Source organism: Ruegeria sp. CDSB136, from assembly GCF_059610965.1.
Genome location: NZ_JBXWOP010000033.1, coordinates 1 through 25,463, shown reverse-complemented (window position 1 = coordinate 25,463; position 25,463 = coordinate 1). Strand labels below are relative to the sequence as shown.

At 54.5% G+C, this 25,463-nt stretch carries 20 protein-coding genes and 1 tRNA gene; 12 read left to right on the top strand and 9 right to left on the bottom strand.

What is annotated here, in order from left to right; all coding sequences use genetic code 11:
* The coding region (locus AC2FIR_RS23010; RefSeq protein ID WP_496763314.1) for a hypothetical protein at positions 1 to 397 on the top strand (397 nt) is incomplete at its 5' end.
* Here AC2FIR_RS23010 and AC2FIR_RS23005 read toward each other — a convergent pair.
* Complete coding sequence (locus AC2FIR_RS23005) at positions 391 to 2,892, bottom strand: adenylate/guanylate cyclase domain-containing protein (RefSeq protein ID WP_496763312.1); 2,502 nt, start codon at positions 2,890 to 2,892, stop codon at positions 391 to 393. The two genes, AC2FIR_RS23010 and AC2FIR_RS23005, sit on opposite strands and share 7 nt — an antisense overlap.
* Positions 2,893 to 2,930: 38 nt before the next feature.
* On the opposite strand from AC2FIR_RS23005, the gene AC2FIR_RS23000 reads away from it, so the two are divergent.
* From AC2FIR_RS23000 to AC2FIR_RS22990, 3 genes are all read left to right on the top strand, one after another.
* A complete protein-coding gene (locus tag AC2FIR_RS23000) occupies positions 2,931 to 4,118 on the top strand; it encodes a YcaO-like family protein (RefSeq protein WP_496747432.1) in 1,188 nt (395 codons plus the stop codon).
* A 195-nt stretch (positions 4,119 to 4,313) separates the two neighbouring features.
* A complete protein-coding gene (locus tag AC2FIR_RS22995) occupies positions 4,314 to 5,237 on the top strand; it encodes an SMP-30/gluconolactonase/LRE family protein (RefSeq protein WP_496716110.1) in 924 nt (307 codons plus the stop codon).
* 152 nt (positions 5,238 to 5,389) lie between these two features.
* Positions 5,390 to 8,575, top strand: a complete 3,186-nt coding sequence (locus tag AC2FIR_RS22990) for an ATP-binding protein (protein ID WP_496763308.1) — start codon at positions 5,390 to 5,392, stop codon at positions 8,573 to 8,575.
* A gap of 6 nt (positions 8,576 to 8,581) precedes the next feature.
* Here AC2FIR_RS22990 and AC2FIR_RS22985 read toward each other — a convergent pair whose 3' ends face one another.
* The 6 genes from AC2FIR_RS22985 to AC2FIR_RS22960 all read right to left on the bottom strand — a co-directional run bounded on the left by AC2FIR_RS22985 (position 8,582) and on the right by AC2FIR_RS22960 (position 16,163).
* Complete coding sequence (locus AC2FIR_RS22985; protein ID WP_496747434.1) at positions 8,582 to 9,979, bottom strand: Dyp-type peroxidase; 1,398 nt, start codon at positions 9,977 to 9,979, stop codon at positions 8,582 to 8,584.
* Positions 9,976 to 10,692 carry a hypothetical protein gene (locus tag AC2FIR_RS22980; protein WP_170612148.1) on the bottom strand — a complete coding sequence of 239 codons (717 nt, stop codon included), beginning with the start codon at positions 10,690 to 10,692 and terminating at the stop codon, positions 9,976 to 9,978. Before AC2FIR_RS22980 ends, AC2FIR_RS22985 begins: the two co-directional genes overlap by 4 nt.
* Complete coding sequence (locus AC2FIR_RS22975; RefSeq protein WP_170805885.1) at positions 10,682 to 11,710, bottom strand: catalase; 1,029 nt, start codon at positions 11,708 to 11,710, stop codon at positions 10,682 to 10,684. The genes AC2FIR_RS22980 and AC2FIR_RS22975 overlap by 11 nt, the downstream gene beginning before the upstream one ends.
* 136 nt (positions 11,711 to 11,846) lie before the next feature.
* Complete coding sequence (locus AC2FIR_RS22970) at positions 11,847 to 12,896, bottom strand: patatin-like phospholipase family protein (protein ID WP_496747437.1); 1,050 nt, start codon at positions 12,894 to 12,896, stop codon at positions 11,847 to 11,849.
* A 162-nt stretch (positions 12,897 to 13,058) separates the two neighbouring features.
* A complete protein-coding gene (locus AC2FIR_RS22965; protein ID WP_496747439.1) occupies positions 13,059 to 15,278 on the bottom strand; it encodes a CHASE2 domain-containing protein in 2,220 nt (739 codons plus the stop codon).
* 69 nt (positions 15,279 to 15,347) lie between these two features.
* Positions 15,348 to 16,163 carry a FecR family protein gene (locus AC2FIR_RS22960; protein ID WP_496747441.1) on the bottom strand — a complete coding sequence of 272 codons (816 nt, stop codon included), beginning with the start codon at positions 16,161 to 16,163 and terminating at the stop codon, positions 15,348 to 15,350.
* Between the two features lie 465 nt (positions 16,164 to 16,628).
* Here AC2FIR_RS22960 and AC2FIR_RS22955 point away from each other — a divergent pair.
* The 5 genes from AC2FIR_RS22955 (at position 16,629) to AC2FIR_RS22935 (ending at position 19,516) form a co-directional block, all read left to right on the top strand.
* Positions 16,629 to 16,718: transfer RNA gene (locus tag AC2FIR_RS22955), tRNA-Ser, on the top strand.
* A gap of 157 nt (positions 16,719 to 16,875) precedes the next feature.
* Positions 16,876 to 17,136: a cytoplasmic protein gene (locus AC2FIR_RS22950; protein ID WP_496763305.1), complete on the top strand. Its 261-nt coding sequence runs from the start codon at positions 16,876 to 16,878 to the stop codon at positions 17,134 to 17,136.
* Between the two features lie 2 nt (positions 17,137 to 17,138).
* Positions 17,139 to 18,308: a tyrosine-type recombinase/integrase gene (locus AC2FIR_RS22945; RefSeq protein ID WP_496763303.1), complete on the top strand. Its 1,170-nt coding sequence runs from the start codon at positions 17,139 to 17,141 to the stop codon at positions 18,306 to 18,308.
* Complete coding sequence (locus AC2FIR_RS22940; RefSeq protein ID WP_496763300.1) at positions 18,295 to 19,038, top strand: hypothetical protein; 744 nt, start codon at positions 18,295 to 18,297, stop codon at positions 19,036 to 19,038. The genes AC2FIR_RS22945 and AC2FIR_RS22940 overlap by 14 nt, the downstream gene beginning before the upstream one ends.
* A gap of 232 nt (positions 19,039 to 19,270) precedes the next feature.
* Positions 19,271 to 19,516, top strand: coding sequence for a helix-turn-helix domain-containing protein (locus AC2FIR_RS22935; RefSeq protein ID WP_496763296.1), 246 nt, complete (start codon positions 19,271 to 19,273; stop codon positions 19,514 to 19,516).
* Positions 19,517 to 19,521: 5 nt separating this feature from the next.
* On the opposite strand, the gene AC2FIR_RS22930 is transcribed toward AC2FIR_RS22935, so the two are convergent.
* Positions 19,522 to 20,715 (bottom strand): MvaI/BcnI family restriction endonuclease, encoded by a 1,194-nt coding sequence (locus AC2FIR_RS22930; protein ID WP_496763291.1) that lies wholly within the window; start codon positions 20,713 to 20,715, stop codon positions 19,522 to 19,524.
* Positions 20,716 to 20,805: 90 nt separating this feature from the next.
* A complete protein-coding gene (locus tag AC2FIR_RS22925; protein WP_496763289.1) occupies positions 20,806 to 22,248 on the bottom strand; it encodes a DNA cytosine methyltransferase in 1,443 nt (480 codons plus the stop codon).
* Between the two features lie 266 nt (positions 22,249 to 22,514).
* Here AC2FIR_RS22925 and AC2FIR_RS22920 point away from each other — a divergent pair, with 266 nt between their 5' ends.
* From AC2FIR_RS22920 to AC2FIR_RS22910, 3 genes are all read left to right on the top strand, one after another.
* On the top strand, positions 22,515 to 23,669 hold the full coding sequence (locus AC2FIR_RS22920; protein WP_496763287.1) for a DUF262 domain-containing protein: 1,155 nt from the start codon (positions 22,515 to 22,517) through the stop codon (positions 23,667 to 23,669).
* A 1-nt stretch (position 23,670) separates the two neighbouring features.
* On the top strand, positions 23,671 to 24,180 hold the full coding sequence (locus tag AC2FIR_RS22915) for a HEPN domain-containing protein (protein ID WP_496763285.1): 510 nt from the start codon (positions 23,671 to 23,673) through the stop codon (positions 24,178 to 24,180).
* Positions 24,181 to 24,973: 793 nt separating this feature from the next.
* Positions 24,974 to 25,243: a potassium channel family protein gene (locus tag AC2FIR_RS22910; RefSeq protein ID WP_321250731.1), complete on the top strand. Its 270-nt coding sequence runs from the start codon at positions 24,974 to 24,976 to the stop codon at positions 25,241 to 25,243.
* Positions 25,244 to 25,463 lie beyond the last annotated feature (220 nt).

Below are 25,463 nucleotides of genomic sequence, written 5' to 3'. Positions count from 1 at the left end.
CACCAACACCATGATTTATATCGGAAATAACACGATCACGACAGCGGAAACAGCGACTTACTTGGGGAATGTGGGCTTCGACGACCTTTGGACAAATGTCGAAGGATCCGATGGGCGTCAGTTTTTTGTCAAAGACTCGGGCGACAAATTACTCAGTAAAGTAGGTAATAAATATGAATACCCCGGTGGAGAACTAAAACCGAAGCCCGAAAAAGATTTTGGCAATGGGAACACAAAACAGATGACTGTTCCTATTCCTGAAAAGAATCCTGATTTAGTGAACTCATATGTTGGGACTATTGCTAATCATGTTGCCCAGCTTTCGGGGGCTGGCGCAGCCACTGATGAAGCCAAACAATATCTTCTGGCAGCAATTTTCCTGAACCGCTGTCAATAAGCCGCCAATCGTGCCGCCTGAATTGCATCGCCAAGCTTTTGCTGGTCGGATAGCTCTTTGATCGGGAAGGCCTGGGTGAACCACGTGGCGACCCGTTCTGGCGTCGCCTCATCTTGTGCCGTCCAATGTTCCGAAACCTTTTGCCAAAAGGCCTGGAATGCACGTCCAGCTCTATCCATGTCACCCCTTCTGGCATGGACAGCAGCCAGCCAGCCTTGTGTGTCCGGGATACTGTCGCCCCCCAACTCGGCGGCCCGCAGGGCGTCTTCCAGTCTGTCGAGGAAGAAATACGTTGAGGCGTGGTAGGCCCAACACCAGGACGGCAATAATTCGGACAAGGCTTCGCATTGTGTCAGGGTCGATTTGGCTTTGTCATAGTCGCCGAACCAGGCGAAGCCCATGGCACAACTGGCCAACGTGGCTGGACTTGAGGGGTTGAGTTTGGCAGCCAGTTCCAGGTGCATCGATGCCCGTGTAAAAGCGCCGTTCATTGCGGCCGTCCAGGCGACCGTTCGCTGAACCCTGGCATCGAGCGGGTCGATGGCAACGGCACGTGCGGCAAAACTGTCCGCCTCTTCTATTTCACTTTGATCGCGTACCCGGCCGGGCCAGATCACATGCTGAATGTTCGAAATCGAGGCAATACGATACAAAGACGGTGCGTGGTCAGGGTGGTTTCTTAATATTTCACGAAAAATCGCATCTGCGTTTTCCGCCCCGGTTGCGGTCCACTCCATCAGCGCACGATCGGCGCGCAACCACATGTCCGTGACGTCTTTGCCTCCGGCAGACGTACCGAGTGTCGAAGAAATTCGGTCGAGTGAAATGTAACTTCTTACTTTGGCAGCAATTGATCGGAGAACTTCGTGCTGTACATCGTGCCAGTTCTCTGAGGACAAGCAAAACTCCTCGGACCATATCACCCTGCTGTTTTCGGCCTCTTTCAGGATAAGAGCCATCATGGGCTGGTCTCCGGACATGTGGCGCCGTCCCTCGACATCGTAAATCATGTTTCCCGACGCTCTCGTTGAGTCCGATGAACTTGCCGACCCATCCAAAACCGACCAGTCGCGGAAACGGGAGAGGTTGGCAATTAGCTCGTCTCGAAATGAAGAGACTTCCCAAGCAGTTGAATCCACGCATTCGTCTTGGAATGTGTGTACGACTATCTTAAGTCCGATATTTGACGGAATGTCGCTTGTGCGTGGCTGTTCCGGTGCCGGTGCTTTCCCTCGTATCGCCTGTATCAACTGCCGAATGCGCTTACCAGGCGAGATCCCGTAATGCTCGAACAGGAACTTTTTGAGCCTTTTGAATTCCTCGAGCGCTCCACCCCGGTCTTCGTGTTCCAGTCGGCATTCGATCTTCGCAAGTGACGCGCTTTCGTGCCCAGGCTCCTGTAACAGGATGATCTGGGCAACTTTCTCTCGCTGCTCGTTTCCGGGATCGGTGCGCTCAAGAAAACGCTCCATTTCACTCAGCAGCAACCATTTCCAGCGCTCGCGTGTAATCCTGAGCCAGCTGTCGAGGAGTGGGGTAATATCGTCCAGACCTGCAAGGATTTCCTGCGGCCAGTTGGCCTCCAGGATCAATCTTTCCGGAACCTTGTTTTGCCTTAGATCGCCAAGCATTCCCCCAAGGTCCGTGCGATCCAGTTCCACATCAAGATGGATCAACGCGCTATCGGGAAAAACCTGAACATCAAGACCAGTTTCGCTTTCCGCCAGATCAGTGAGCGCGGCACTGACGACTTCCTTACCGCCAAACAGCGTTTCGATGCGTTCGATCGTCTCGTAGCCGCCCGAATTCAACGCAAGATATGCCAGAATACCGCGCGCCCTGGTCCCTAGCGGTTTCGATGTCGCGGCGGGGTCGGCACCGTCCGTTCCGATGAGATTGAGGCCGGTGAACCGGTGCAAATCAGTCAAACGATTGCGTTGCAACGGGTCCAGAACACGATACGCCGGGATGCGGGCTGTGATGTTCTTGAGCTTCGGAACGCCAATGGATTCAAACTGAAGGCTGCTCTTGTCCGATAGTGTGGAAAAAACGTCCTTCGATATTATGCATTCGCCGGGTTCTGCGATACTTTGAAGACGGGACGCAATATTGACGGTCTGCCCGAAGACGTCCCCATTTTTGAACCTTACTTCCCCAATATGAATTCCGACACGGAACAAGAACGGTTCAGCTTCCTCAACCTGCTGTTTGTCAACTATCCGGTGAAGTTCCAGCCCAAAATCAACAGCACATTCCACGTCTGAGAAGTACAGCAACGCGCCATCGCCCATTGTCTTGACCAACTCACCGCGAAATCGGCGCGCTAGAATACGGATCGCATCGAAGCAGTTTGACATGAAGTCCAGTGTCTTGGCTTCGTTTTCAGCGACGCGACGGCTGTAGGACACCATGTCCAGGAAAAGTATGGACACATCCGCAGAGGCGCTGTTCGACGGGGTCAAAACAACAGGCGTTATGCGTTCAATCTGTTCCATTATGGCAGAAACACTACGGATTCTTTACAATTAGCCTCATGAGTATAGATGAACTTTCAAAGTATTTCGATGAAGTTCGCGTTTCGCCGGATGGCTGGCCGGCCTATTGCAATCTGGTCCACCCCAACGAAACATCACTGAACGCTTTTCCGCTTTGGCCTGAATCCGCGTTACTGGGTGCCGGGCGCGTGGGCTCTGGCAGGGGGTTGACGCACGGACTTTCGATAGAAAGCGGGGTCGGGTCGGCAATCGAACTGGCAAGCGCATGCCGGTGGCCTGATCTGGTAACTGCGCATGCCAGGGAAGATCAGCTTTCCGGCGAGGTTTGGAATCCCCGCATGCTTTGCGGGTTTTCTGAAACTCAGTTGTCGCGCCCTGACAAATTCAACGCGAACTATTCCGGTGTCGATGAAATCCTTGATGCCCAATCCGAGGAAATTGATTGGATACAGGGCGTGGGATTGCAAGGCCAACCAATCTGGCTTCCGGCAGACTCGGTTTTCATCAATGACGAGTCCACACAGGTGTTTTCCAGAACAGACACAAACGGTTGTGCGGCAGGACAAACCGACAACCAAGCAAGAAGTGCTGCCTTGTTCGAATTGATAGAACGCGATGCGACCGGGCGGTGGTGGTACGGTTGCCGGTCGCGGCCCACAATAGAAGCGCGCCTGCTGGGAAGTGAAGTTGAAGCATTTATCGAGCGCTGTAAAAGCCACGACATGGTTCCGACGCTTGTGAACATAACCACAGACTTGGAAGTTCCCAGCGTGGCCGCGACGGGTGTCAGCGCCCGGGGGCATATCGCATTTGGTTTTGCTTCGGCACCAACGTATCGACATGCTGCGCTCAGCGCGCTGTGCGAGATGGCGCAAATGTTTCTGGTGATAAAGAACGGCGCACAGGAAGCGCACAGACGACCGGGATTGGCGCGCTGGTTATCCGAGGTTTCTATCGACACGCCCCCTATATCATCTGCATCGCCGGCCCCGTCGCCCTTGCCTAACGAACCACGAAGCATTGGAAACAGGCTGTCTGCCGCGGGGATCCGCGTTGCGTTTGTCGACCTGACCAGGCCGGAATTCAACCTGCCTGTCTGGCGAGCCATTTCGCCCGACTTGTGCCACTGGAAACCCCGCTTTGGAATTCCGCGCCTGATGCAAGCCGACGCATTGGACCTCTCCCCGATCGCCAAGACCCCGAACAAGGTCGTCCTGCGGTTGTGAGCGGTACAGGCCTGTCTTGCGAGAATGTCCTACCCATCTGGCACGGCTACCTTACGTCACGGACCCGTCAGGAAGGACCATCCTTGTGTACGGTTTGTCTTGACGTGCTGGGCTCGTAGATTGAAAAGTAACGATATTTCATCGTCATACAATTTATGACAGTCGACAGAACTGGCGCGAACAGGGGGTTTGAGAATGTCATTGAAACTGGAAGAAGTATGCAGCGGACTGGGGTTTCCGGAAGGTCCCGTGGCAATGAACGACGGATCGGTTCTGTTCGTCGACATCAAGGAACAGACGTTGGTTCGACTGGGCACGGATGGCAAAGTTGCCAAGGTTGCCGAAATTCCAGGCGGACCAAACGGCGTTGCGATCGGACCTGATGGGGCCGCATATGTCTGCAACAACGGAGGCGTATACAGTTTCGTTCCATTTGGTCCTGACCAGATCACGGTTCCCGCTCCCATTCGTCCGCACTATCAGGGCGGGTCGGTTCACCGCGTTGATCTGGAAACCGGTGCCGTCACGCAATTGTTCGATTCCTACGAAGGAAAGCGGCTGATCGCCCCGGACGACATCGTCTTTGATGAATCTGGCGGCTTCTGGTTCACCGATACCGGGATCGAGGATGAAGAGTTGACGCGTTATGGCGGACTGTACTATGCCTCAATCGACGGAAAAACCCTGATCAAAGCGGCGACAATCCCAATGCCAAACGGGGTCGGACTGTCGCCAGACGGCAAGACGGTCTATGTCTCGGACACCGTATTCGGCAGGCTTTGGGCGATGGAAATCACTGGACCGGGGCAAGTCAAAGCGGGACCGATTCCCGGCATGCCCGGCAATGTCGTGCAAACCTTGCCCGGATATCAGTGGCTGGACAGTCTGAGGGTGGAAGAAGACGGGCGCGTTTGCGTCGGCACGATTTTCAATGGTGGCATTACGGTGTTCAACCTTGACGGGACAACCGAGCATGTCCCGGTGCCGGATCTGTTTACAACCAACATGTGCTTTGGCGGGTCGGATATGCGTGATCTGTGGATCACGGCGTCCAGCACCGGCAAGATCTACAAAACCAGATGGCCGCGCCCAGGGCTGAAACTGGCCTTCACTGCCTGAAGGTTTCGCACGAAATCTGACCTACGCGCGCCGGACACAACCCACGGTAGCATTTCCCGTGACATTTTGGCTGTCAGCCACGCTTGCCTTAACGGCAAGGTGATGCCTAGTGCTGGCGAGAGATGCCAAGGTGTTGTAAACATTCTGTCAAAATGGGGGATGTCAGCAACATAAGAACGCGTCGACCGGTTGATCTGGGGGAACGGCGCCAGGTCTGCGTACTGTTCGCGGACATGGTCGGCTATACCCAAATCGTTGCTGAACTGGGCGAAGAAAAAGCGCTGGAGTTCGTTCGGCTGGTTTACGACATGCTGGTGAAAGGCGTCGAAGAGCATGGCGGCACAGCGCGCGAATTCGCCGGCGACAGCATCATGGCCTTGTTCGGAATCCCTGACGCGCTGGAAGACCCCGCGCTGCGGGCCTGTCGGGCGGCCAAAACGATCCATGCCTCGTTTCATGCCGAGGCTGACAGTATCGAGGCCCGGTTCGGCGTTCGCCCCCACATGCGCGTTGGTATCAGTTCCGGCAACGTCCTGATGGCGGCCGTTCAGGGCGACGATGGCCCAACGACCGCGGTGGGCAGTACGGTAAATCTGGCGGCACGGTTGGAAAACCTCGCCCCGCCCGGCGGCACCTTGCTGTGCGATACAACGCGGGGGCTGGTCGAATGGGTGACAGAGCTAAGCTTTTTCGGCGAACAAGAGGTCAAGGGGTTCTCGGCTCCGCAAAAGCTCTGGGAACTGCAGGGCATTCACGATGATGCCACCCGGTTCGACGCCTCAATGGCCAAGGGTCTCAGTAGCTATGTCGGTCGCACCAACGAGTTGAATGTGATGTCAGCGGCGCTGGCGCGGACGGAAGGCAGGCTTCAGGCGATCAATCTGGTTGCCGAGCCGGGGCTTGGCAAAACCCGCCTTGTGTTCGAGTTCCTGCAACGGATCGGCAGCGAGGGTGCGACGGTTCTGACGGGATACTGCTTTGCCGACGGCCAACATGTTCCGTTTCTGCCAATTCTGGAAATTGTCCGAAAGGCTTTCCTGATCAGCGACGGCGATGATCCCGTCAAAGTTGCCAACAAGTTGGAAGCGGGTCTCAGGATCTGGGATCAGTATAGCGATGAAAACCTGGGACTTCTTCTGAACCTGTTGGGCCTCACGCCGCCTGCCGGATCGCTGGATGGACTGGACGGCGTTCTGATCGGATTGCGCACGCGAGAACTGCTTCCATTGTTGTTGAAGGCACGCTGCGAAAAAGAGCAGGTGATACTTCTGATCGAAGACACCCATTGGATGGACAGCGCGACCGAGGATCTTCTGCGTGCTCTGATCCTTCGGGACGACCTGAAGAATCTACTGCTCATCCAGACCCGCAGGCCGGAATACACGCCGCCATGGCTGGACGAAGTGTCCGTTACGACGGTTGCCCTGAAACCTCTGGATACCGAAGATTTCGCTCAACTGGCGCGACACCGGCTAGGTGTCGATGTTCTGCCGGACGGCTTTGCCGCGCAACTGGTGGAACGGGCCGGAGGAAACCCGTTGTTTGGCGAAGAGATTCTGGGCTTTCTGCTGGATCAGGGTTCGTTGCGTGTCGAGGGGCGCAAAGCCAGTTTTGATGCTGACATCAGCAAAAGCGGATTGCCCGTCACAATGCGCAGCCTTTTGACCGCCAGAATGGAACGGGTGTTGGCTGAGGACCGACCGGTATTGCAGGCCGCAGCCGTCATTGGACGGCGGTTTGATCCGGGGCTGTTGTCGCAACTCGTCGAGAACTCGGAAGAAACGGGGGCGGCACTGAAGCGTTTGCAGGCACAGGATGTGCTGTATCGCGAACCCAATTCGTCGGACTACATTTTCAAACATGTGATGTTGCGGGATTCGGTTTACCAGAGCCTTGTCTCTTCGCGCCGGTCTGAACTGCATCTTGCGATTGCCGATAATCTGGCGTTACGAAACGCGAACAGGTTGCAGGAAGCGGCGGACACGCTGGCCTTTCACTACGGGCAGACCGATCGGACAGATCAGGCCTTCCGCTATAACGTGATGGCGGGTGACAAGAGCCTTGGCGTTTATTCACTGGACGAAGCCAACCGGTATTTCGATTCCGCGCTGGAGCTGTATCAGCGCGACCCCGATATAGCCTCGAAAGAGCATTTTGCCCGCTTTCTGTCCAGTTTCGCGCTTTGTTCGAACATCTCCTTGCGGGTCAAGACGATTATCGAACTGGCCGGGACAGTGCGGCCCATTCTTGCGCAGGTTGGTGACAACCCTCATCACGCGCTGTTCCTGCACCACTATGTGTCCTGCCTGGTGTGCAACGGCAAATACCGCGAAGCGCATTGGGTTCAGCAGGAACTGACCGCCATGGCGAAACGACTGGGGGACCCGGCCTCGCAGGCATATGCCATGGTGAACGAGCTTTCGGTTTCCATATATTTTGCCCCCATTGAAAACACGGAATTCGACGCCCGCTCGCGCGAGGTGGAGGACATTCTCAGCAAGATCGATGACGCGTATATCCAGAACTTCTTTCTGGCAACGATGGGCTGGAACGAACTGACCCGGGGCCGTGTTGCGCGTGCGCATGCGGCATCGGACCGGATGATTGCGATCGGGACATCCAAGAATGACCCACGTTCGCTGGGTTACGGAACCGCGATGAAGGCGCTGATTGCGATGGTCACGGACGACCACGAACTGGCGCTTCGAATGGCCGAAGAGGCGCGCAAGGCTTCACAGGTGGAATTTGAACTCGCCATTGCCGAGGCGGCCCGGGTCGCAGCCATGGTGCCGCTGCAAAAGCCCGGGGCCATCGAGATTGTTCAGAAACACATAGACAACTGCGCCGAAAAGGGATGGACCCTGTTCACGATGGGCCCGGCGACGATGCTGGGTGTGGCTTACGCGCTGAACGGCCAGGTGGCTGCCGGGCTGCAACAAGTCGAGAATGCGATCCGGAAGCGCACGGATGAAGGAACGCAGGTGTCTGCCGACTGGGCCCGGCTGTTCTTATGCGAATTGTATCTGGCCATACTCACCGGCGAAGGCGAAAGCTCGCTTGGCGTGTTCTTGAAGAACTTCCGCTCGGTTGTCTGGGTCATGATTTTTGGCGAGAAGAAGCTGATCCAGATGATCGCGGAAATTCGCAAAAACCCGCAGTTTGACGACAAGGGCCACTACATCGCCCGTTGCGACATGATCATGGGGCTTCTGTACAAGGCTCGAAAAAAGCGTCAACTGGCCTTCGAACACCTGACCAAAGCCCGCGTCATTGTTGAAACGGCCGGGCAGACGCCAATGCTGGCCCGAATAGACGCGGCGTTGGCGGATCTTGGTTAAGACGGTTCAGGTGTTCAACTCGGACAGGTACTTGATCGCCGCAAGGCTTGGCAGGAACGTGTAGGCACCGCCCCGTGCAAAAATCAGGCGCGGAAAACCGCGCAGGCGGATCGTGTCACCATCCGGCAGGGTCATATCGAACCAACTGGTTTCGGGCGTATTCGCACCCAGCAGCGGATCGTTTGCGCCGGTAATGTTCGGGTCCTGCAGACCGAGATTGATCCAGTCGCACATGACGGCCTCGAATTGCGCGCCAATATTGGCACCAATGAAACTGCCCAACAGACCGCGTTCTGCGGTATCGGGATTTTGGGGGTCAAAGTCCGGGCCATAAGACATGCCGCGTCGGACCAGTCGCCGCGTGTAGTTCGCAATGCGCTGAACGATCGGCCCGCCCCGCGGGTTGCCGCGCCGCAAATGCGATCCGGCCGGGCAGCGTGAGCCGTGCGAATAGTCGAAATTGGTTAGCGAGACTTCTTCCTCGGGAAATTGGGCGTTTGGCGACAATTCGTATGGGGTCCCGTTGCGCCAGCGCCCGCACATCTGCGCCGCGACCACTTCGCGAAGGGCGCCATGCATATCCGGGTCTTTGACGATGAGATGCAGTTTCTTCGGGTCCGCCAAAAGGTCCCTTTTGGGATGGCTCATCAGTTTCGTAGCGGCCTTGTCCAGATAGGCCTCGAATCCGGCGGCGTCCTGTTGCAGCACCCGGAAGGCATTGAAAGACCCGTTGAATCCCAGCTCGTGCGGGGACGGAACGCGGAACAGCACGCCTTCTTGTTTGGTGGGATATCCCAGCAGCGCCGTGCCAAGCGGATCCATAGGTTCATCCACACCCACCTGATCTGGATCGGTGACATGCCTGAAGCGCGGCTGCGAGATGCCGTCGACATACCCGAAGAACACTTTCCCTTCGGGCAGATTCCGCCCATTGCGCACACCGAGAATGGTGAAGGCCTTGGCAACTTGCGCCTCGACCTGATCAAGATGGTCTTCGGTGTCGGAATGAACCGATGCAATCAGGTGTATCCGCTCGGGCTTGTCAAACGGAGCAGGCCAGTTCTCGGGCGCGCTTTTGCCGAAGTCCCCGATCTTGATCGCCCGTTTGGTCATCCCTTGAACGAATTCCGTCGGGAAGGTCTTAAGATGCTCAGCCGGCGTACCCAGAGCGCGCAGCCCTTCAAAGGTAATTCCGATGTTGAAGCAGAACGGCGGCCTGACGGTCCAGGTAACATCGCGGGTAATCGCCGGAACGTCGCCGTGGCTGTCATCCACTGCTGCTGCCAGAAACTGCCGGGCCGCTGCGCGGTCGCTGACCTCAAGAACCAGATGACGTACAAGATTGCGGCGATATCCACGCAGGATATTGCCCTGAATGTCTGCGAGGTTGAATCTTGTGTTCACCAGCCCTGTCCAAACTTCTGGCGCACCTGCGCGGCGGAAACTCCGGGATAGGCGCGATAGCCTCCCCCCAACGAAAGATTGCGGTTCGCATGCAATTGCAGAACGAACTCACGCGGCAACGTCGCCAGTTTGTGCGGCGGCTGGTTCGGCGGCAGCCCTTTTGCAGCGTCCTGCAGTCCGAACAGATCAGTCGGGAAATCGGCGGCCTGGAACAGGTCATGTTCCTGCACCCAATCGATGAACTCCTCGACGTTGTGTTCCGTCGGAATCAGGTGTTCGGCACCGTCCACCAGCGAAATAACATCGTTGAAAACACTGCCGATGGTGGTGATGAAATCGCGGATGTAGTTGCTGAAATCACCGTCATAGACCGAGATCATGCAAATCTTGTCTTCGATCAGCAGGAAACGCGCGAAATGAACGGTTCCGACATTGTCCAGCCCGGCAAAGATCTCGTCCACATTCTGTGCAATCGCCAGCGTCGCATGCGCACGTCCGGCCGGCGAAGGGTCCTTGAGTGGCATGATCAGGTTCATCATGCGCTGGACGTTTTCACTGGGCTGTGGCGAAGGTCTGGGCCCGCCCGGAAGCTTAGGCTTGGGTTCTTTCCAGATCCAGAACGGCACCACGACATAGCGCGACAGGAACTGGAACCATCCCCGCTCGGGCAGGCTGTTGACGTAGCGATTGAACCAGCTGTCCTTACGTGTCATCGGATGGCCTCTTGGGGAATGGGCAGGGGGTTGCGTCCCGCAGCTGGCTGGAGAATTCGTAGGATTCGATGCGGATCTTGAGAACCGGATCCTCTGAAACCTCGATCCCGGGCGTCAATAGGCCCGGATTGAAGCTGAGCTTTTCCGCATTCTCGATCTGATCCTCGGGCACCGCGTCCAGCGTCAGTGTGCCCATCATGATGCGTTTGCGGTGCGGCGGCCATGGCCGGGCCGAATTTTCGAAATCGTCGCCCACCTCACCAATGGCCATCATCAGTGAAAACCGTGCGGGTTCGACGGCCAGCCGGTCTTTCAGCTCCTGCCGCAAATAGTCATCGTCCGGGGTTTCCGCGGGATCGGTTTTGAGAACACCGGCGATCGGTTGCCATGAAAAACGGACCCAGCGCTTTACGTCATCCTCGCCGGTGACAATAAATGTATGAACCGCATGATAGGCCGCGCGAACATAGCTGACGGGCGCGCCGATCGCTGCCGCCTGCAGAACGCCCAATTGTGCCTCGGCATTCTCGTCCGCGAACTTGATGGCACCGTCATCCGGGCTGATGGTTTCGTTCGGGTAGGGATCCCGTTTTGGCAGGATCAATTGCAGCAGGTTGATGATCTTCCGCCACGGCGACTCGCCATAGTACATTTTGGGTTTCGCCGCCTCGGCGAAATCCAGAAAGTTCTCGGGCGTCGACGAAAAGAACTCGGGCAGCGTCATGGCGATCAAGTCGGTGTCGGTGCCATCCGAAAGGTGAAACCGGACAGCCATACCGCGCACGTCGGACCAGCCGTCATGTACGGCGGCACATCCCGAGCCGTTCGAGAACCGAACGATGACATCCGTCTTGTCGGAACGGAAATGGTCGGCGGCGCAGAAGTTCCGGGCAATCAGAGAGGGCTTGAAGAAACCTGTCGCGCTGATGCCTATTGTATGAACCGGTCGCAGCTTGGGATCGCCATCTGGTCGATGCAATACATGAACCAGCTGCTCGGCAATGCCGGGAGCGCTCATATTTCCCCCCTGAGCGTTAATTAATCACTAATACCTATGTGTTAACCTTAACGGCTGCGGCCCCAAAGGCAATCAAAACGTCACATACGCACGCGCTTAGTCGCGGTTCCCCGACGGCAGGAACGTGATGCAATCCTTACCAGCGGCGCGCCATCTCGACGGCCTTGGCCCAATCCCTGCCTTGTTTGCTGGCCTCGAATGCCTGGTCCATCAGGGTGTAAGACGACGGTTTGTGCGTCGCCAATCCGACCATTTTCGGCAGAGGCGGGTTTATGCGGACCAGACGGTCTTTCAAAACCAGGTGGGCCATCCAGTACAGGTTCTCGGCCGATGTTGTAAGCAGCAATTCGATCAAGGCACCCTTAGGCGCGTTGGAAGTGACACCAAACCACTTGAGCAGACCCCAGTCGTCGGGATCCCGGATCATCTGTTCCGAGATGTCGGTGGGCTGTTGCCCGGTGCCGATCGACAGGGCCTCGATCTGGTCTAGCCCCGGCGCCCGGCCCGCAGCGATGGCAACGTTAATTCCGTTCATCACCGGGTTGTTGGCAAAAGCGCCGCCATCGGCAAAGTAGCCGTAATCAACCCCCTCTGCCCTGATCAGGTGCGGCGGAAAATAGGACGGCGCCGCTGAACTGGCCATGGCCACGTCCAGCAGTTTGACCGCACTCATATCCAGCCAGGCGTCGCGCTCGACGTCATGGTTTGTGATGGTGAACGGCGCCCAGCCTACCTTGTCACAGCGATGGAGGCACACAGTGTTGACCGCCAGAACCAGATCGCGTGATAGCGAAGATATGGTCCGGTCGCCGACAAGCGACAGCCCGATTTCCGCCAAACCCGAGGCATTGTACTGCGCCGCCGTAATGCCCGGTCCGCCGCCCAGCTTGAATTTCTGCAGCACCCTGTCCGCCACCTTGTCCAGCAGGCTGCGTTCGTTTTCGCGGAAAATCGTGGCGGCGTCGTCCCGGTAGTGTGCGGCCAGTTCTCCGATCAGCGTGGCCATATCCTTGCCCTGGGTCCGTCCGTCGGCCAATGCCACCGCGATCAGTCCACCGGTCGATGTGCCCGCAAAACCGTCCGCCTTGTCCAGAAGCTGAGTTTCCTCGTGCAAACTCTGCAGAATACGGCACGTCAGATATCCACGAATTCCGCCACCGTCGCAGGAAACCAGTTTGAATGGCATCCGATTTACCCCGTTATTGTTTTCAGAGAAGGGTTGCGGACCGGGTCGAAGTATCACCCCTCCGCGAGCCTGTCTGACTGCTTCGTTTTCGTTCTTTCCCATATCATCAGAAAATTGTCACCGGGGTACAAGCACCTGGCAGACAATGGGCGCGTCTGGTAATCAGGCGCGGTCTTTGTGCGAGAACAGGATCTTGTCGGTAGGGAAATCAAGCCGGAAGTCTGCTGCACGCCTTGGAAGCGCGCGGTAGAAACTCAGCAATCCTGGCTCAACGGGTTTCGCAAGCGTCGCGCATTTATCGCACATTTCCATGATCCTGAGATGCGGCTGCCGGTTGCGAATGGCTTCCAGCAGGCTCGAATGCTCTGCGCTGAGTTTCTGAAATTGTTCGCTTTCAAGCAGTTCCTGATCGCCCACCAGCGCAAACACGGGTTCCGGGTGGGATTTGCCTTTCAGATCGACAAACCCGGCCCGCAGAGTGGCAAGGGTCGTTTCTGTCGCTTCCTGTACTGAGTTCGAGACCAGAATATCATAGTCGACATTGCGACAGCTCTGTTCGATGCGCGCCGCAACGTTCACCACATCGCCAATGACGGTGTAATTGAACCGGCTGCGCGACCCGATATTGCCGACACAAGCCCAACCCGTCGCACATCCGGTTGCCAGGGCAAGCGGAGGACGATCCTTCATGATGTCAGATCTGTTGAATTCAGCCAGTGCTTTGCGCATGTTCAATGTCGCCAACGCGGCGCGATGCGGGTGATCCTTGACCGGCAGGGGCGCATTCCAGAATGCCATGACGGCGTCACCGATGAATTTGTCGATCGTCCCACGCTCGAGAAGGATCTGGTCCCCGATTTCAGAGAACAGCTCATTCAGAAGGGCGACAAGGTCGGTGGCGGTCACCCCTTCGGACAGCGGCGTGAACCCGCGGATATCCGAGAACATAACGGTTATTTCCTGAATTTCACCGCCCAGATGCAACTGATGACCGGTTGCTTCCATCTCATCGAGAATTTCGGGTGCGACGTAGTGCGAGAACACCTTTCGAATGGCGCGTTTTTCGCGTTCTGTCGAAATGAACATGTAGCCCGCCAACAACCCGAAATTGGCCATTCCGCCAATCATCGGGAACGTCACATCAAAAAGGATCTGCTGGTTCTGGAAGACCAGCCAGCCAACCGCCATCACAACCGCTGCCGCAATGCCGCCGGCAACAAAAGACGCAACGGCTCCAAAGCTCGACATGACTGCCGTGACCACCAGCCCAAGAATGACAAAGGCGATCAATTCCAGCGCCGCGATGACATCTGACCGGTTCAACATATCGCCTGTCAGGATCTGTTCCAGAATCTGCGCATGAATGGACACCCCGGGCACCGATTCCCCAAGGGACGTCTGGTGAATGTCGAACAGACCAGCTGCCGAGGTGCCGACAAGAATGATGCGGCCTTCGATTTTTTTCTGCAGATCCGGATCGTCGGCCGAACGCATGACGCGGTCTGCCGACAGATAAAGATCTGGATTGTCGCGCCGGTATTTCACCCAGATCTCACCGTGTTCCGTTGTAGGCACCGCGTAACCCCCAACATCGATGCCCAGCATTATTCCGGGTTCGTCCTGAGACCCCTCTGCCAGAATGATGGGTTCATCCAGTGCAATCCTCAGCGCCTCGATTCCCAGCCCCGGCATCACTCCATCAGGTCCGCGCCACAGTGCCGGAACGCGCCGGACCACCCCGGTTCCGCCCAATGGCGAGACATTGACCCCTCCGATGCCAGCCGCGGCGCGATCCAGCGGCTCGGCGGGGGGCGCCCAGTGTGGAACCGAGATCAAACCGGTCGTGGGCGAGTCGCCAATTTCGACAATGCCCGTTTTGGGTGGCACCTCGCGGTCGCCACCTGTCAGGCGCGCCGCGACGCCCAGCACGACTGGCCAATGGGCCATTTCGAACCCGAACAAGACATCGTTATCCAGTGCCTTTGCACCTGGTTCGATATCAACCAACCCTTCAAGCGCCGGGTCATTGAGAAGACGGGAAGGCGAAAACCGATCCGGCTCGACAAAAAGCATGTCGAAGGCGATGACCGCCGCGCCATATTCACCCAGGTTTTCCACCATTTGCGCCAATAACGTGCGTGGCCAGGGCCATTGCCCCCAATTGGCCAGGGAAGTTTCATCGATATCGACCACGCGCACCGGCAAGTCGGGATTGTATTCGCGTGGAGACAGTCTTTGCAGGATGTCGAAGTAGATCAGACGGGACATCTGAACCGGATAGGGGTCCATCGAACGAACCAGGCAACCGAACAGGATCAAAACAATTCCGAATAGACGGAATGCCCATGTTCGGCTGTTTTTATCCCTTGTTCTTGCTGTCACCTCTGCCTCCGGGCGCAAGGGGGTCACGTTGTTCCGACAATACGGTCCGAGTCGTTTTCCCGGGAGACCCTATTCGACTTCAGGATCACGCTCGGGTTCTGGTTCAGGCTCAGGATCGTACTCAGGTTCAGGATCGTACTCGGGTTCAGGCTCCGGCTCGGGTTCAGGCTCCGGGTCACGGTCCGGTTGGGATGGCGGATCCGGGCGGTTGTCTGGCGGGGTGGGATCTGACACAGCACGCGCCTCATTGGTACTCGTTTCACCGGGCGGCGCAGGGCGGGGTTCAGACCGACCGGGTGATGCAAAGAAGCGAACCGGCCTGGCGTTTTCGGAACAGCCGCCGAATTCGACCTGAAGCGGCGGAAGCAACCCTTCCTGCGACCGCGCGAACGGGAAACCGCTTTCCAGCGCCTTCCTGTATTGCTCGCGATCCACCGGCCGTCCGACGCCGCCACCCTTACTGTTCGCAAAAAGGCTGCATTGTCTCCCTGTGGATCGGCACGACCCGTTCAGGCTGCACATTCGAACAGTGCCTTCCAGAACCAGCATCGCGCTTTGGTCGCCGGAAGCAATCCAGAGATCGAAAGTCGTTCCGCGCACCGCCATGGTCGCTGATGGCGTCGAAATGGAGTAAGCCCGCTTTCTACTTTTTCCGGAAATGAACCGGAAGCTGCCACCCAGTGCCTGTACCGCAAAGGACTTGGCCTTGCGGTTGTTCCGCAGCATTTTGACATCAATGACCATACGCGCATTGGGGCCGATGGCTATTTTCGTGTCATCGACAAACACAAGCTGAACCACGCCTGATCCGTCAGTCGCGATCGCATCACCCGAGTCGACCTCCATCCCCGTCCGCAACGCTTGTGTTTCTCCGGCACGCGTCACCTGAGCGCCTTGCTTGGCACTAACGACTTTTCCGATATTTGCGACGACCTGCGACGGCAGAATCACAATAAGGCAAACTGCCAAACACACTTTTAACCAAGCCAATCCAAGCCCCTTTCCCCCAAAGGTTCCTGCCGGGTACACACCACCCCAAGCCCGATTGATGCCTCACAACAAACAGAATAAATCTGCAGACTAAATATAGGCAAATATGCAGTAATGCTTATGTTTTTGGCAAGTTTAATATCACCGCCCCAAAAAACGACTGTGGTCAGGTGACGGCCGCCTCGTGTTGAACCGTCGTTTTTGTCCGGCACTCCCTGCCAAGAAAACAGCTGTTATTCGACGAAGACTGTCACATGTACGGCCCCCCGGAATTCCGATTTGCAGCCGTTTGCAGAATTTTGCCATTTAGCAGGAAAATCGCCTTGTATCTTGGTGACAGGCACGGATATACCCGTCGGCGGAGACGTGGCCGAGTGGTCGAAGGCGCTCCCCTGCTAAGGGAGTAGGCCCGGAAGGGTCTCGAGGGTTCGAATCCCTTCGTCTCCGCCACCCACCATTTTCATTCAATTCTGTTGGCACTCATTCAACCCCTTATGGGGCTGTTTTTGTTGATATATCTGCATTCGTTGTTGCTTTTGGTTTCTCTTCGATTAGACTCGTTTCTATTCATTGCGTGGTAGAAATTGTGGTATTTTAGAGAGGTGATATGGAAGACTTTCTTGAGGCTGCACACCAAAAGTCTAGCCTTCACAGGGACGAAGTTTTGAAAAGCACGAAGTGTGGCTGCTTTTACTGTTCAGCGATTTTTGAACCAAGTGAGATTGTTGAATGGGTTGATCGCCGCTCGAATGCTCTTGGCGCTACAGCTCTTTGCCCGCACTGCGGCATCGATTCCGTGATTGGGGATGCGTCTGGATATGACCTCACGCCAGAGTTCTTGGCCGATATGCACAAGCATTGGTTCTGATTATGGCGGCGCTAAGTGGAAAGCTGACGAAGAATTTGGTCCGAACTCTCGGCCCCGGTCGCCATGGCGATGGAAGCGGATTGTACCTAGTGGTCGATCCATCGGGAGCTCGTAGGTGGATTGTGCGCGTCACGGTAAAAGGTCAGCGCAACCGAGAAGGCAAGCCTTTGCGAACCGACTTCGGCCTTGGCGGCGCGGATGTTGTGACACTAAATGAAGCGCGTGACCGAGCTTTGGAATATCGACGCCTCGCAAAGCAGGGCATCAACCCTCGCTACAACGGGCGACAGGAGATACCTTGCTTTGAAGAGATTGCGCGGCAAGTTCACATTGAACGCTTGCCGACGTGGAAAAACCCAAAGCACGGGCAGCAATGGATCAACACACTGGCTGAATATGCCTTTCCCAAAATTGGTCGCGTACCAGTCTCTGAGATAGATCAACCGGAAGTGCTTCAAGTACTGTTGCCTGTTTGGACTGAGAAGCATGAAACAGCCAAGCGTCTCGCGCAGCGGATAAAGGCCGTTCTCGACGTGGCGAAGTCAAAGGGATTTCGTGACGGAGAAAATCCTGTGACTACGATCCGCGATGCTCGTGTGCTGCCGCAAGTTAAGCAGAAGGTGCAGCACCACAAGGCCATGCACTGGAAAGATGTTCCCGCCTTCTACGCGGAACTGGCGACTAAAGATGCGATGGCCGCGAAGGCGCTCATGTTCACTTGCCTCACTGCCAGCCGCACAAGCGAAGTGCTCCACGCACGTTGGGAGGAATTTGATTTTGACCAACAGCTCTGGATTGTGCCTGCGGCTCGGATGAAAGCGGACCAAGAGCACCGAGTGCCCCTGACAACAGAGATGTTAGCAATCATAGAGCCACTCAGAGCCTTACGGTCCGATATCGTTTTCGAAGGACAAAAGCGCCATAGACCAATGAGCAACATGGCCATGCTGATGCTGCTTCGCCGAATGAAAGTGGAGGGCATTACGGTTCATGGATTTCGTTCGACGTTTCGCGACTGGGCAGCGGAACAACCGGGCATCCCTAGGGAAGTCGCCGAAATGAGCCTGGCACACCAAGTTGGTTCTGATGTCGAAAGAGCATACGCAAGGTCAGATCTATTGGAAAAGAGGCGGGAACTTCTCAAAAATTGGTCAATACATGTCGTGGGATGAGCACTCTAAACCATCTGGCGACTTCTCATTGGACAGCGAAGAGCAGGATGTGATGCACTTTATGATGCAGTTGCATCAGGTACTTGATGACACCACGAAAGCTCTCGGTCGACACCTAGGGCGATCCTTCCAAGGTGATGTTCAATATGTGCCAGCAGCCTTGATCTTTAATCCGCTGGTCTCGGACCATGCCCTATGGATCAACCTTGGGAAAGGCTACGGGAAAACCAAGACAAAGGATTCATTAGATCTGCTCAGGCGTTTTAAACTGTGGTTGCGGAACTGTGAGTTTCAAGAGTTGTCTAGTTCACGGCAAAGGAAAATCATCACAAGGCTTCCTGCACTTTCTGGGCCTTTGTTTTATTTTGTTTCTGATGCAATCCGCTCGAGTGAAACGGGCCAATTGTTGTCAGCAGTTCAACTAATCATTGAGCATCTGGAGCAATGCGTTGCCGCAGAGGTCGGGCGTCGCGGCGATTACCGTGCATTTCGAACAGCCGTAGCCCTGAGGGCGATTTTTGAGACTTATGGTGATTTGTCAGCCCGGTCCGGTGACAAGCACGGTGCTCCGACGGGGCCGTTTTGCAAATGCCTCGAGGAGATTTTTGAGATAGGAGGCATCACAGCCGGTTTCCGCCACTACGCAACAGAGGCCAGAGACCTGCCTACCAGCGATCCGCTACTAATTCGTTTCAAGCGAGAGCTCATCGATGGACCTGCTCGCGTATGACGCTTCAGTCTTGAGCCAAGTCGGGCTTCTGACAGCAAGTGAATCTCTTCGAGGCGCGACTGGGCCGCCGCTTGCAATTTCGAGAACTCAGCGGACTTCTGATCAATTTTTCCCGATGGTAGATCGATAAACATTCATACCTCAGCTGAACTTTTCTGCAAAGAATATATCCTAAAATGGGATATTTGTCGACTGAGATTATTCGAATTTCGGATTATTCTGGAGTTCGTGAATGGGAAAAACACTCAGAAGTGCAGGGCACCTTGCGCTTATGGAAGAACTAAAGTCTGCAAGGAAAACAGCAGGTCTTACACAGGCGCAATTGTCCGATAAACTGCAGCGCCCTCAATCATTCGTTGCCAAGTATGAAAACGGAGAGCGCAAGGTTGAGGTCGTAGAGTTTGTGCAGATTGTTGCGGCCATAGGCTGCGATCCATTGAAAATCATCGAAGCAGTAGCTGCCGCAGAATCTGCTTAGTGAGGTCAAATGAGCCGTTGGTCGTTTGAATTTGGATGTAGATCGTAGGTAACACTTGGAGGAAAGAGGAGCGGCAAAGAAGAGCTATTGATCTTAAACAGCGGTCCTTTTTCTGCGACCCGGCCACGCGCATTCCGTTTGATAAGATGATCCATAGTGATTTCACCTTGCGCCAATAGAATTTCGAACTGAGATAGAATTGGTTTTCGTGTGTAGCGCACGCTCTTTAGCTCAAAATACTCATGTCCGTTCATCATTTGGGCCTTGGCGCTGACCCAGAAGGTCTCATTGTGCTTTTCGGCTAGAGCGGTTTGCAGGTCCTCAAGCAACCATGTTGCAAAAACCCCTATCTGACTCTGATTAGACCTTTCATTCAACTTGCCAGAACGCTCGTCCAGTTCAAAAGTTAGGCCCTGAGAATTGGTCGTTATGGCGCTTACAGTGCAATATAGTTTAAAGGCTTCATCCCGTTGGTAACCGAAGGCTTCGAGGATTTCGCGGCTACTTTTAAACTTGCTCTCCGACCAATTTGCGACCTTGGCGAAGAGTGTTTTGCGGTTCTCCCTAGATTTGCTCGCAGCCCTTCGAAACGCTTTCAGTTCGATACCTTTGTAGTCTGGTTCCTTTCTTGAATTAATTTCAATACCGAGTGCGGTCTCCAGTGTCCGTCCAATAGCGGTATCGGCACGATCTGGCATAACAGATCTTAATGGGCCCCGCGCAGCCAAGTCTCGGAGCCGTTCTAGGAGTTCGTCAGATACGTCGGTTGCAGCGCCTGAAAGTCTTTCTAGCCACTCTGAAAGGGGGCTTTCAGCCATAGATGTTCTAGCTGCGTCAAGGTCATCCCTGGTGATGTTGAAACATGCCAGTTGGTCTCGGTGCGCCACTATAGCAATCAGATCATCTGGTTGCGCAAAGTCTGGAAGGCCAGAGAACCAAATTCGAGGGTCGCCACCTTTTCCTTTTGCCTTGGGCCGATAGAGGGACGTTCTTGAGCGAGTTTCAGATGTTGATGAAATCAGCAAAGATTCCAGCTCGACACCATTTTCACGAGCGCCTGTGCCCTGAGTATCATAGTCGTGTAAGTTATGCCGACGCAGATAGTTTCTAACTGAAGCCGTTGCATCAAGAATTGCTTTTCCAAGCCCGGTTTTGGTTGGCTGGATAATAGTCGCGTCAATCGACAGAAACGTCAGCACGCCCAAGTTCCGACGCTCGAAATCTGAAAACTGCCTTAGTGCCATCTACTATCTCGCGCATTGCCAAACTGATACAAACGTCGCTGACGTCTAGCTCGCTTGCCGTTTCTTTGTGTTGTAGGCAATCGAAAGGGCTTCTTTGACTGCAAGACCAACGGCTTTTGCCAATTTGGGCGGAACTGCATTGCCTACTTGAGTATACTGAGGAACCTCAAATCGCCGACGAAGGCTGCCCGTTGTCTCCTTTGCTCTAAATTCAAAGCTATCTGGGAACGACTGAAAACGCGCCATCTCGCGAACCGTCATTGTTCGCGGAACATCTGGATGCACATAGTCGTCAGGCAGGCTAACAACAGTCGGGCTGGGTGATGACCATGAAAGCGGCCGCTGGCTGTGCTTTTTTGTACCAAGTGACATGACCAGCTCGACCAAAGCTTCAAGGTCGCTTGCTAGCACCTTGCCGTCTGGAGCCACCGATGGGAAATTTGCGTCCTTCAACTCCTCGCGCAGCATTTGACGTTGACCGTCGGCAGTAAGGTCCGCGTTCTTTGGTATAGCCATGGTTTTACTGTGGATCCCTTGGTCGCGAAAAAACTGATAAAGTCTAAATCGATCCTTGATGTGGTCGGCATGTTTTCTGAGATTGTGATTACACAGTTTTTTCTTTCTCAGTTGGTCAGTACCCACCGGTTCCCAATCGGTGCAATCCCGCATCTCTTTCGCAAACTGGGAAAGGTTGGAGAGACGTCGGTAACCCTTGTCGCTGAGGTCAGAAATAGCATCTGCAACAGTGAGGATATCGTCGCCAAAATGGGTGGTTTCTGGTGCAATGCCTGGCCGTTCTGAAAACGCCACGCTTCCTACGCGGCTGAACTCTGAGCGCCATGTGACGTCACTAAACTGGTAGCCCGTGGCTTCAGCGATGTCTGAGCGCAAACCCAACAACATGACGCGTGGTCGGTGTTGAGGCGCTCCATAGTGCATTGCGTTCAGAAGGACCGGTTGCACCTTGTAGCCTAATCCTGTTTGAATCAGAGCTTGCCGCAGCTGATCAAATGGCGACTCTTGATCGTGTTTCTTGAAGTCCTGGCTCATTCCCGAAACGTTCTCAATGATCACAGCCTTTGGCGAAACCGCTTCTACGAACTGCAAAAACTCCCAAGGTAGCTTGTTGCGCACATCCGCTGGATTTCTGCGCCCCGCCAAGGAAAAGCCCTGACAGGGCGGGCCACCAGCAACCAGATCGATGTCTTTCCCTCTCAGGTCGTCTAGAATGGATTTTCTGGCCAAGACTTCGCTCAACTGTTTGACTGCAAGGCCCCGTTCGGCTTGCTTTTCGACGCTTGTCGTTTGTGCGCTGAAGCTCTTCCACTCATCTAGATCCGATATTGGTTCGATGAAATTGTGAAAGAAGGTCTCGGCGGCCATGTCCGATTTTTCAACGGCCAGTGCCAGAGAGAATCCTGCTTGTTCAAGCCCAAGTGACAAGCCTCCGCAGCCAGCGAAGAGATCTACGTAAGTGAACTGTGACATTTAGCTGCCTCCTGTGCGCCTCTGTTTAGCGCGATACTTGTCGGTTTGACCAGGGAAAAATCCCAGGATCGCAATTTTTTCTCTTTCTAACTTTTCTTGAGCGAATTTTCTCGATGCACGTGTTCAATTGGGTGGACTTTGCCAACTAGTTGTCGCCAAATGATGAAGCTGCAGAAAAAGGTTGTGGGTTCTTAGTGGAGACCACCTGCAGTGGTTGAGAGACAGGCAAAAATGCATTTGAGTTTGGATTGATTGAGGGAGCACAAATGAGCGACGAACATGAACAGCTTGAAGCTGAACCCGCAGAAATGGAAGAAGATGACAGCCCAGACGTAGAGGTGGAGGACGACGTCAGCCAAGACGTGGACGGTCCGGTTCGATTTAACGTGACTAGTTATGGGTGGGACTCCGACGTGGAGGGCTTGGTGAAGAGGATCAAGCGTGGCGACATCTTTGTGCCCGAGTTCCAAAGGAAATTTGTTTGGAGGGGGCCTGAAAAATCCCGTTTTGTTGAGTCTTTGATATTAGGTCTGCCTGTTCCAACGATATTTTTGGCGAAGGATTCAGCCACTGGAAAGCTGAATATCGTAGATGGTCAGCAACGTTTGATAACCTTACGGCTATTTCTTGAAGGGAAGTTCAAGCTTTCAGGAAAGTCTCTAGAGGAAGATCTTGTAGGTAGGTATTTTTCTAGGGAAGTTGCCCCAAGTAAGAGATCCAAAGTTTTGGATGAAACTGACAGGATCAGTTTAGAGAACGCGATTATTCGAGCGATTGTCATTAATCCTGACCCAGCTGCCAATGACACTGAATTTGGCACAAATTACAACAAAGCGGTAATCCAGATTTTTCAGCGATTGAATACAAGTGGGAAGCCCTTGCAAGCACAAGAGGTGAGATCCTGTGTCTTGCATGGATCTATGAATGCCTTCTTGCATGACATGAATGCCGTTGCGGCCTGGCGTGATATGTTTGGCCCTGAACATGGGCGCCTCAAAGACATGGAGGCGCTGTTACGCTATACTGCACTGCTGAAAAAAGGCGCTGACTACAGTTCGCCAATGCCAAGGTTCCTAGACGACTTTATGCAAGAGAACAGGGGTATGCCTGAAGGTGATGGTCTGGAATTAGTTGGAAACTTCTCGACGGCTATCGAGCTGGTTAAGGCTGCTCGCGGAGATGACTTCTTTAAGAAAGGGGGGACTTTCCTCCTTTCACGTTTTGATGCGATTATGGTGGCCCTTACCGAGTGGTTGGTGCTGAATCCGGGAGTACAGGCCAATGTGGTTTCCGAACGAATTGACGACCTTTTGGCTGACGACACACATGAGGGCTATCAGTGGGCTGTTGAGGAATTCGTCAATGACACGAACAGAGTCACTGCGCGCCTAACGCGCGCGCGTCATTTTTTAAGAGATTGATATGGCGAGGAAAAAAGCTAGGTCGCCCGACCGGGTTGCTTACAAGGCACGCCTCAAGAATCTCTTAGAAAACCCACCTTCGTCGCAGATTGAGGGGCCTGAGGGAATTCAGTTAGATGGGCATTTTGCGAAGTACGCTTGTGTCTTGGTGTCGGGATATTTGGAAGCCTCTGTCAAAGAGGTTTTGTACAATTATGCATTGATAAAATCCGAGGGGCGCATAGGCTTCTACGTCGGCAAAACTTGGCCTAATTCGATGAATATGAACTCCAAAAACATTCTGGATATGCTCGGTAGGTTTGACGAGAAGTGGGAAGGCGAGATTCAAAAATGGATGGATGATGGAGCTCCCAAGCACTCAGGTGTGATTGATGGCATCGTCAAAAACCGAAATAACATCGCGCATGGAGCAGAGGCTAAAACCACGGGGGTTTCAATCACTTCAGTTCGGTCTCAATTTGAAGTAGCTACCAACTTGGTTGCGAAGCTAGAGGACATGATTTCGGTCTAGTCGGTGGCTGCTTGCCGCTAGATTTAGCCTCACTGTGAATGAAGGAATGGGGTGGCATGCCGTGGGGCGGTGAATCTATCATTCAAACTGCCGGTTTGGGCGCCACCTCTATTCTCACGTGGTATTTAATGTGGTATTCTGCGTAACGGTTATGTATTTACTGTTACAAAACAAATGGTTGAGGGAAAAGAGAGGCTCCCTTCGTCCCCGCCATACAGCATTGAAACCAGATGATGTTTCGGGGTTTAGTCGACCGAACCCGCGACAATGGACGCTAGTGATCGAAGTTCGACGCGCCGGATGATTCAGCTAACCTTAGCCGTTTACGGCTACCCACCTTAGGCTTCGGATCGCACTGTCGGATTCCTTCGGTTGGGAATCTTCCCTCGCTCGAGCTTCTTTTGTGCCAACCCCCAACCGGAGCGGTAACAAGACGAACGCTTCTCGGTTTGCGTCCGACTTGAAGTTTGAAGCAAGCGACCTGACTGCGTGTCGGCAATAGAGACGCGCGGCAGAAACTTCTGGAGCGAGCAACAGCAGCGCTGGCTCCGCCACCGGACAGGTCGGCCAAAACCCGACGAACACCGATCCGATCCCAATGCGAAGGTTTCCTGCGCGGCGTGTTCGCGAAGAACCTGAACGCAAGTTTTGAGCCGTCGCAGGATCGGTCTCATCAAAATTTTGTATTTCATTCCAATACTGTTATGTATGAATTTATTTTGCGGGCGGGGGCGTAATGAACTCACTAACCAGAATAACACGCGGGATAGGCGTCGCCTTGAAGGACGGCAGGGTGAAGAGTCTTTTGGCCTTCACCATAGGCATGATCCTTTGGGCATCTGTTTTTTATCACTATGTAGAAGGCTGGAGTTGGCTGGATTCCATCTACTTTTCCGTAGTGACGATTTCGACCGTCGGATTCGGTGACTTCTCGCCCGAGACCGCGTTAGGTAAGATTTTTACCATGGTCTATATCATTGTCGGACTGGGTGTCTTTGTGACTGCGGCAACCACGATTGCGGACACGATCCTGTCTCAGGATGACAAAAAAGCAGACGAGTAAAACGACCCTAGCCCTGACGTTGCGCTCAAAAAACAACTGCAGTGCTGAAGCCGCAGTTCGTTTTTTCGACGCTTCATCAAACCCATACCAAGCGACGATGTTTGAAAAAATGTACATATCACGTTTTTTGAGTGTAAGGTTTGGAACCGACATTCCCCAAGTGGCCTGGGTTCTGACGTTAAGGTCGCCTGACTGCGCCACCTGATCAAGCGTTTTTCCG

Excerpts from the sequence above, each read along its gene's own strand:
- AC2FIR_RS22970 (WP_496747437.1), bottom strand. The coding sequence starts at position 12,896 with ATGCCATTCAAACTGGTTTCCTGCGACGGTGGCGGAATTCGTGGATAT.
- AC2FIR_RS22925 (WP_496763289.1), bottom strand. The coding sequence starts at position 22,248 with ATGTCACAGTTCACTTACGTAGATCTCTTCGCTGGCTGCGGAGGCTTG.
- AC2FIR_RS22945 (WP_496763303.1), top strand. The coding sequence starts at position 17,139 with ATGGCGGCGCTAAGTGGAAAGCTGACGAAGAATTTGGTCCGAACTCTC.
- AC2FIR_RS22940 (WP_496763300.1), top strand. The coding sequence starts at position 18,295 with ATGTCGTGGGATGAGCACTCTAAACCATCTGGCGACTTCTCATTGGAC.
- AC2FIR_RS23005 (WP_496763312.1), bottom strand. The coding sequence starts at position 2,892 with ATGGAACAGATTGAACGCATAACGCCTGTTGTTTTGACCCCGTCGAAC.
- AC2FIR_RS23000 (WP_496747432.1), top strand. The coding sequence starts at position 2,931 with ATGAGTATAGATGAACTTTCAAAGTATTTCGATGAAGTTCGCGTTTCG.
- AC2FIR_RS22975 (WP_170805885.1), bottom strand. The coding sequence starts at position 11,710 with ATGAGCGCTCCCGGCATTGCCGAGCAGCTGGTTCATGTATTGCATCGA.
- AC2FIR_RS22915 (WP_496763285.1), top strand. The coding sequence starts at position 23,671 with ATGGCGAGGAAAAAAGCTAGGTCGCCCGACCGGGTTGCTTACAAGGCA.
- AC2FIR_RS22920 (WP_496763287.1), top strand. The coding sequence starts at position 22,515 with ATGAGCGACGAACATGAACAGCTTGAAGCTGAACCCGCAGAAATGGAA.
- AC2FIR_RS22980 (WP_170612148.1), bottom strand. The coding sequence starts at position 10,692 with ATGACACGTAAGGACAGCTGGTTCAATCGCTACGTCAACAGCCTGCCC.
- AC2FIR_RS22995 (WP_496716110.1), top strand. The coding sequence starts at position 4,314 with ATGTCATTGAAACTGGAAGAAGTATGCAGCGGACTGGGGTTTCCGGAA.
- AC2FIR_RS22935 (WP_496763296.1), top strand. The coding sequence starts at position 19,271 with ATGGGAAAAACACTCAGAAGTGCAGGGCACCTTGCGCTTATGGAAGAA.
- AC2FIR_RS22990 (WP_496763308.1), top strand. The coding sequence starts at position 5,390 with ATGGGGGATGTCAGCAACATAAGAACGCGTCGACCGGTTGATCTGGGG.
- AC2FIR_RS22950 (WP_496763305.1), top strand. The coding sequence starts at position 16,876 with ATGGAAGACTTTCTTGAGGCTGCACACCAAAAGTCTAGCCTTCACAGG.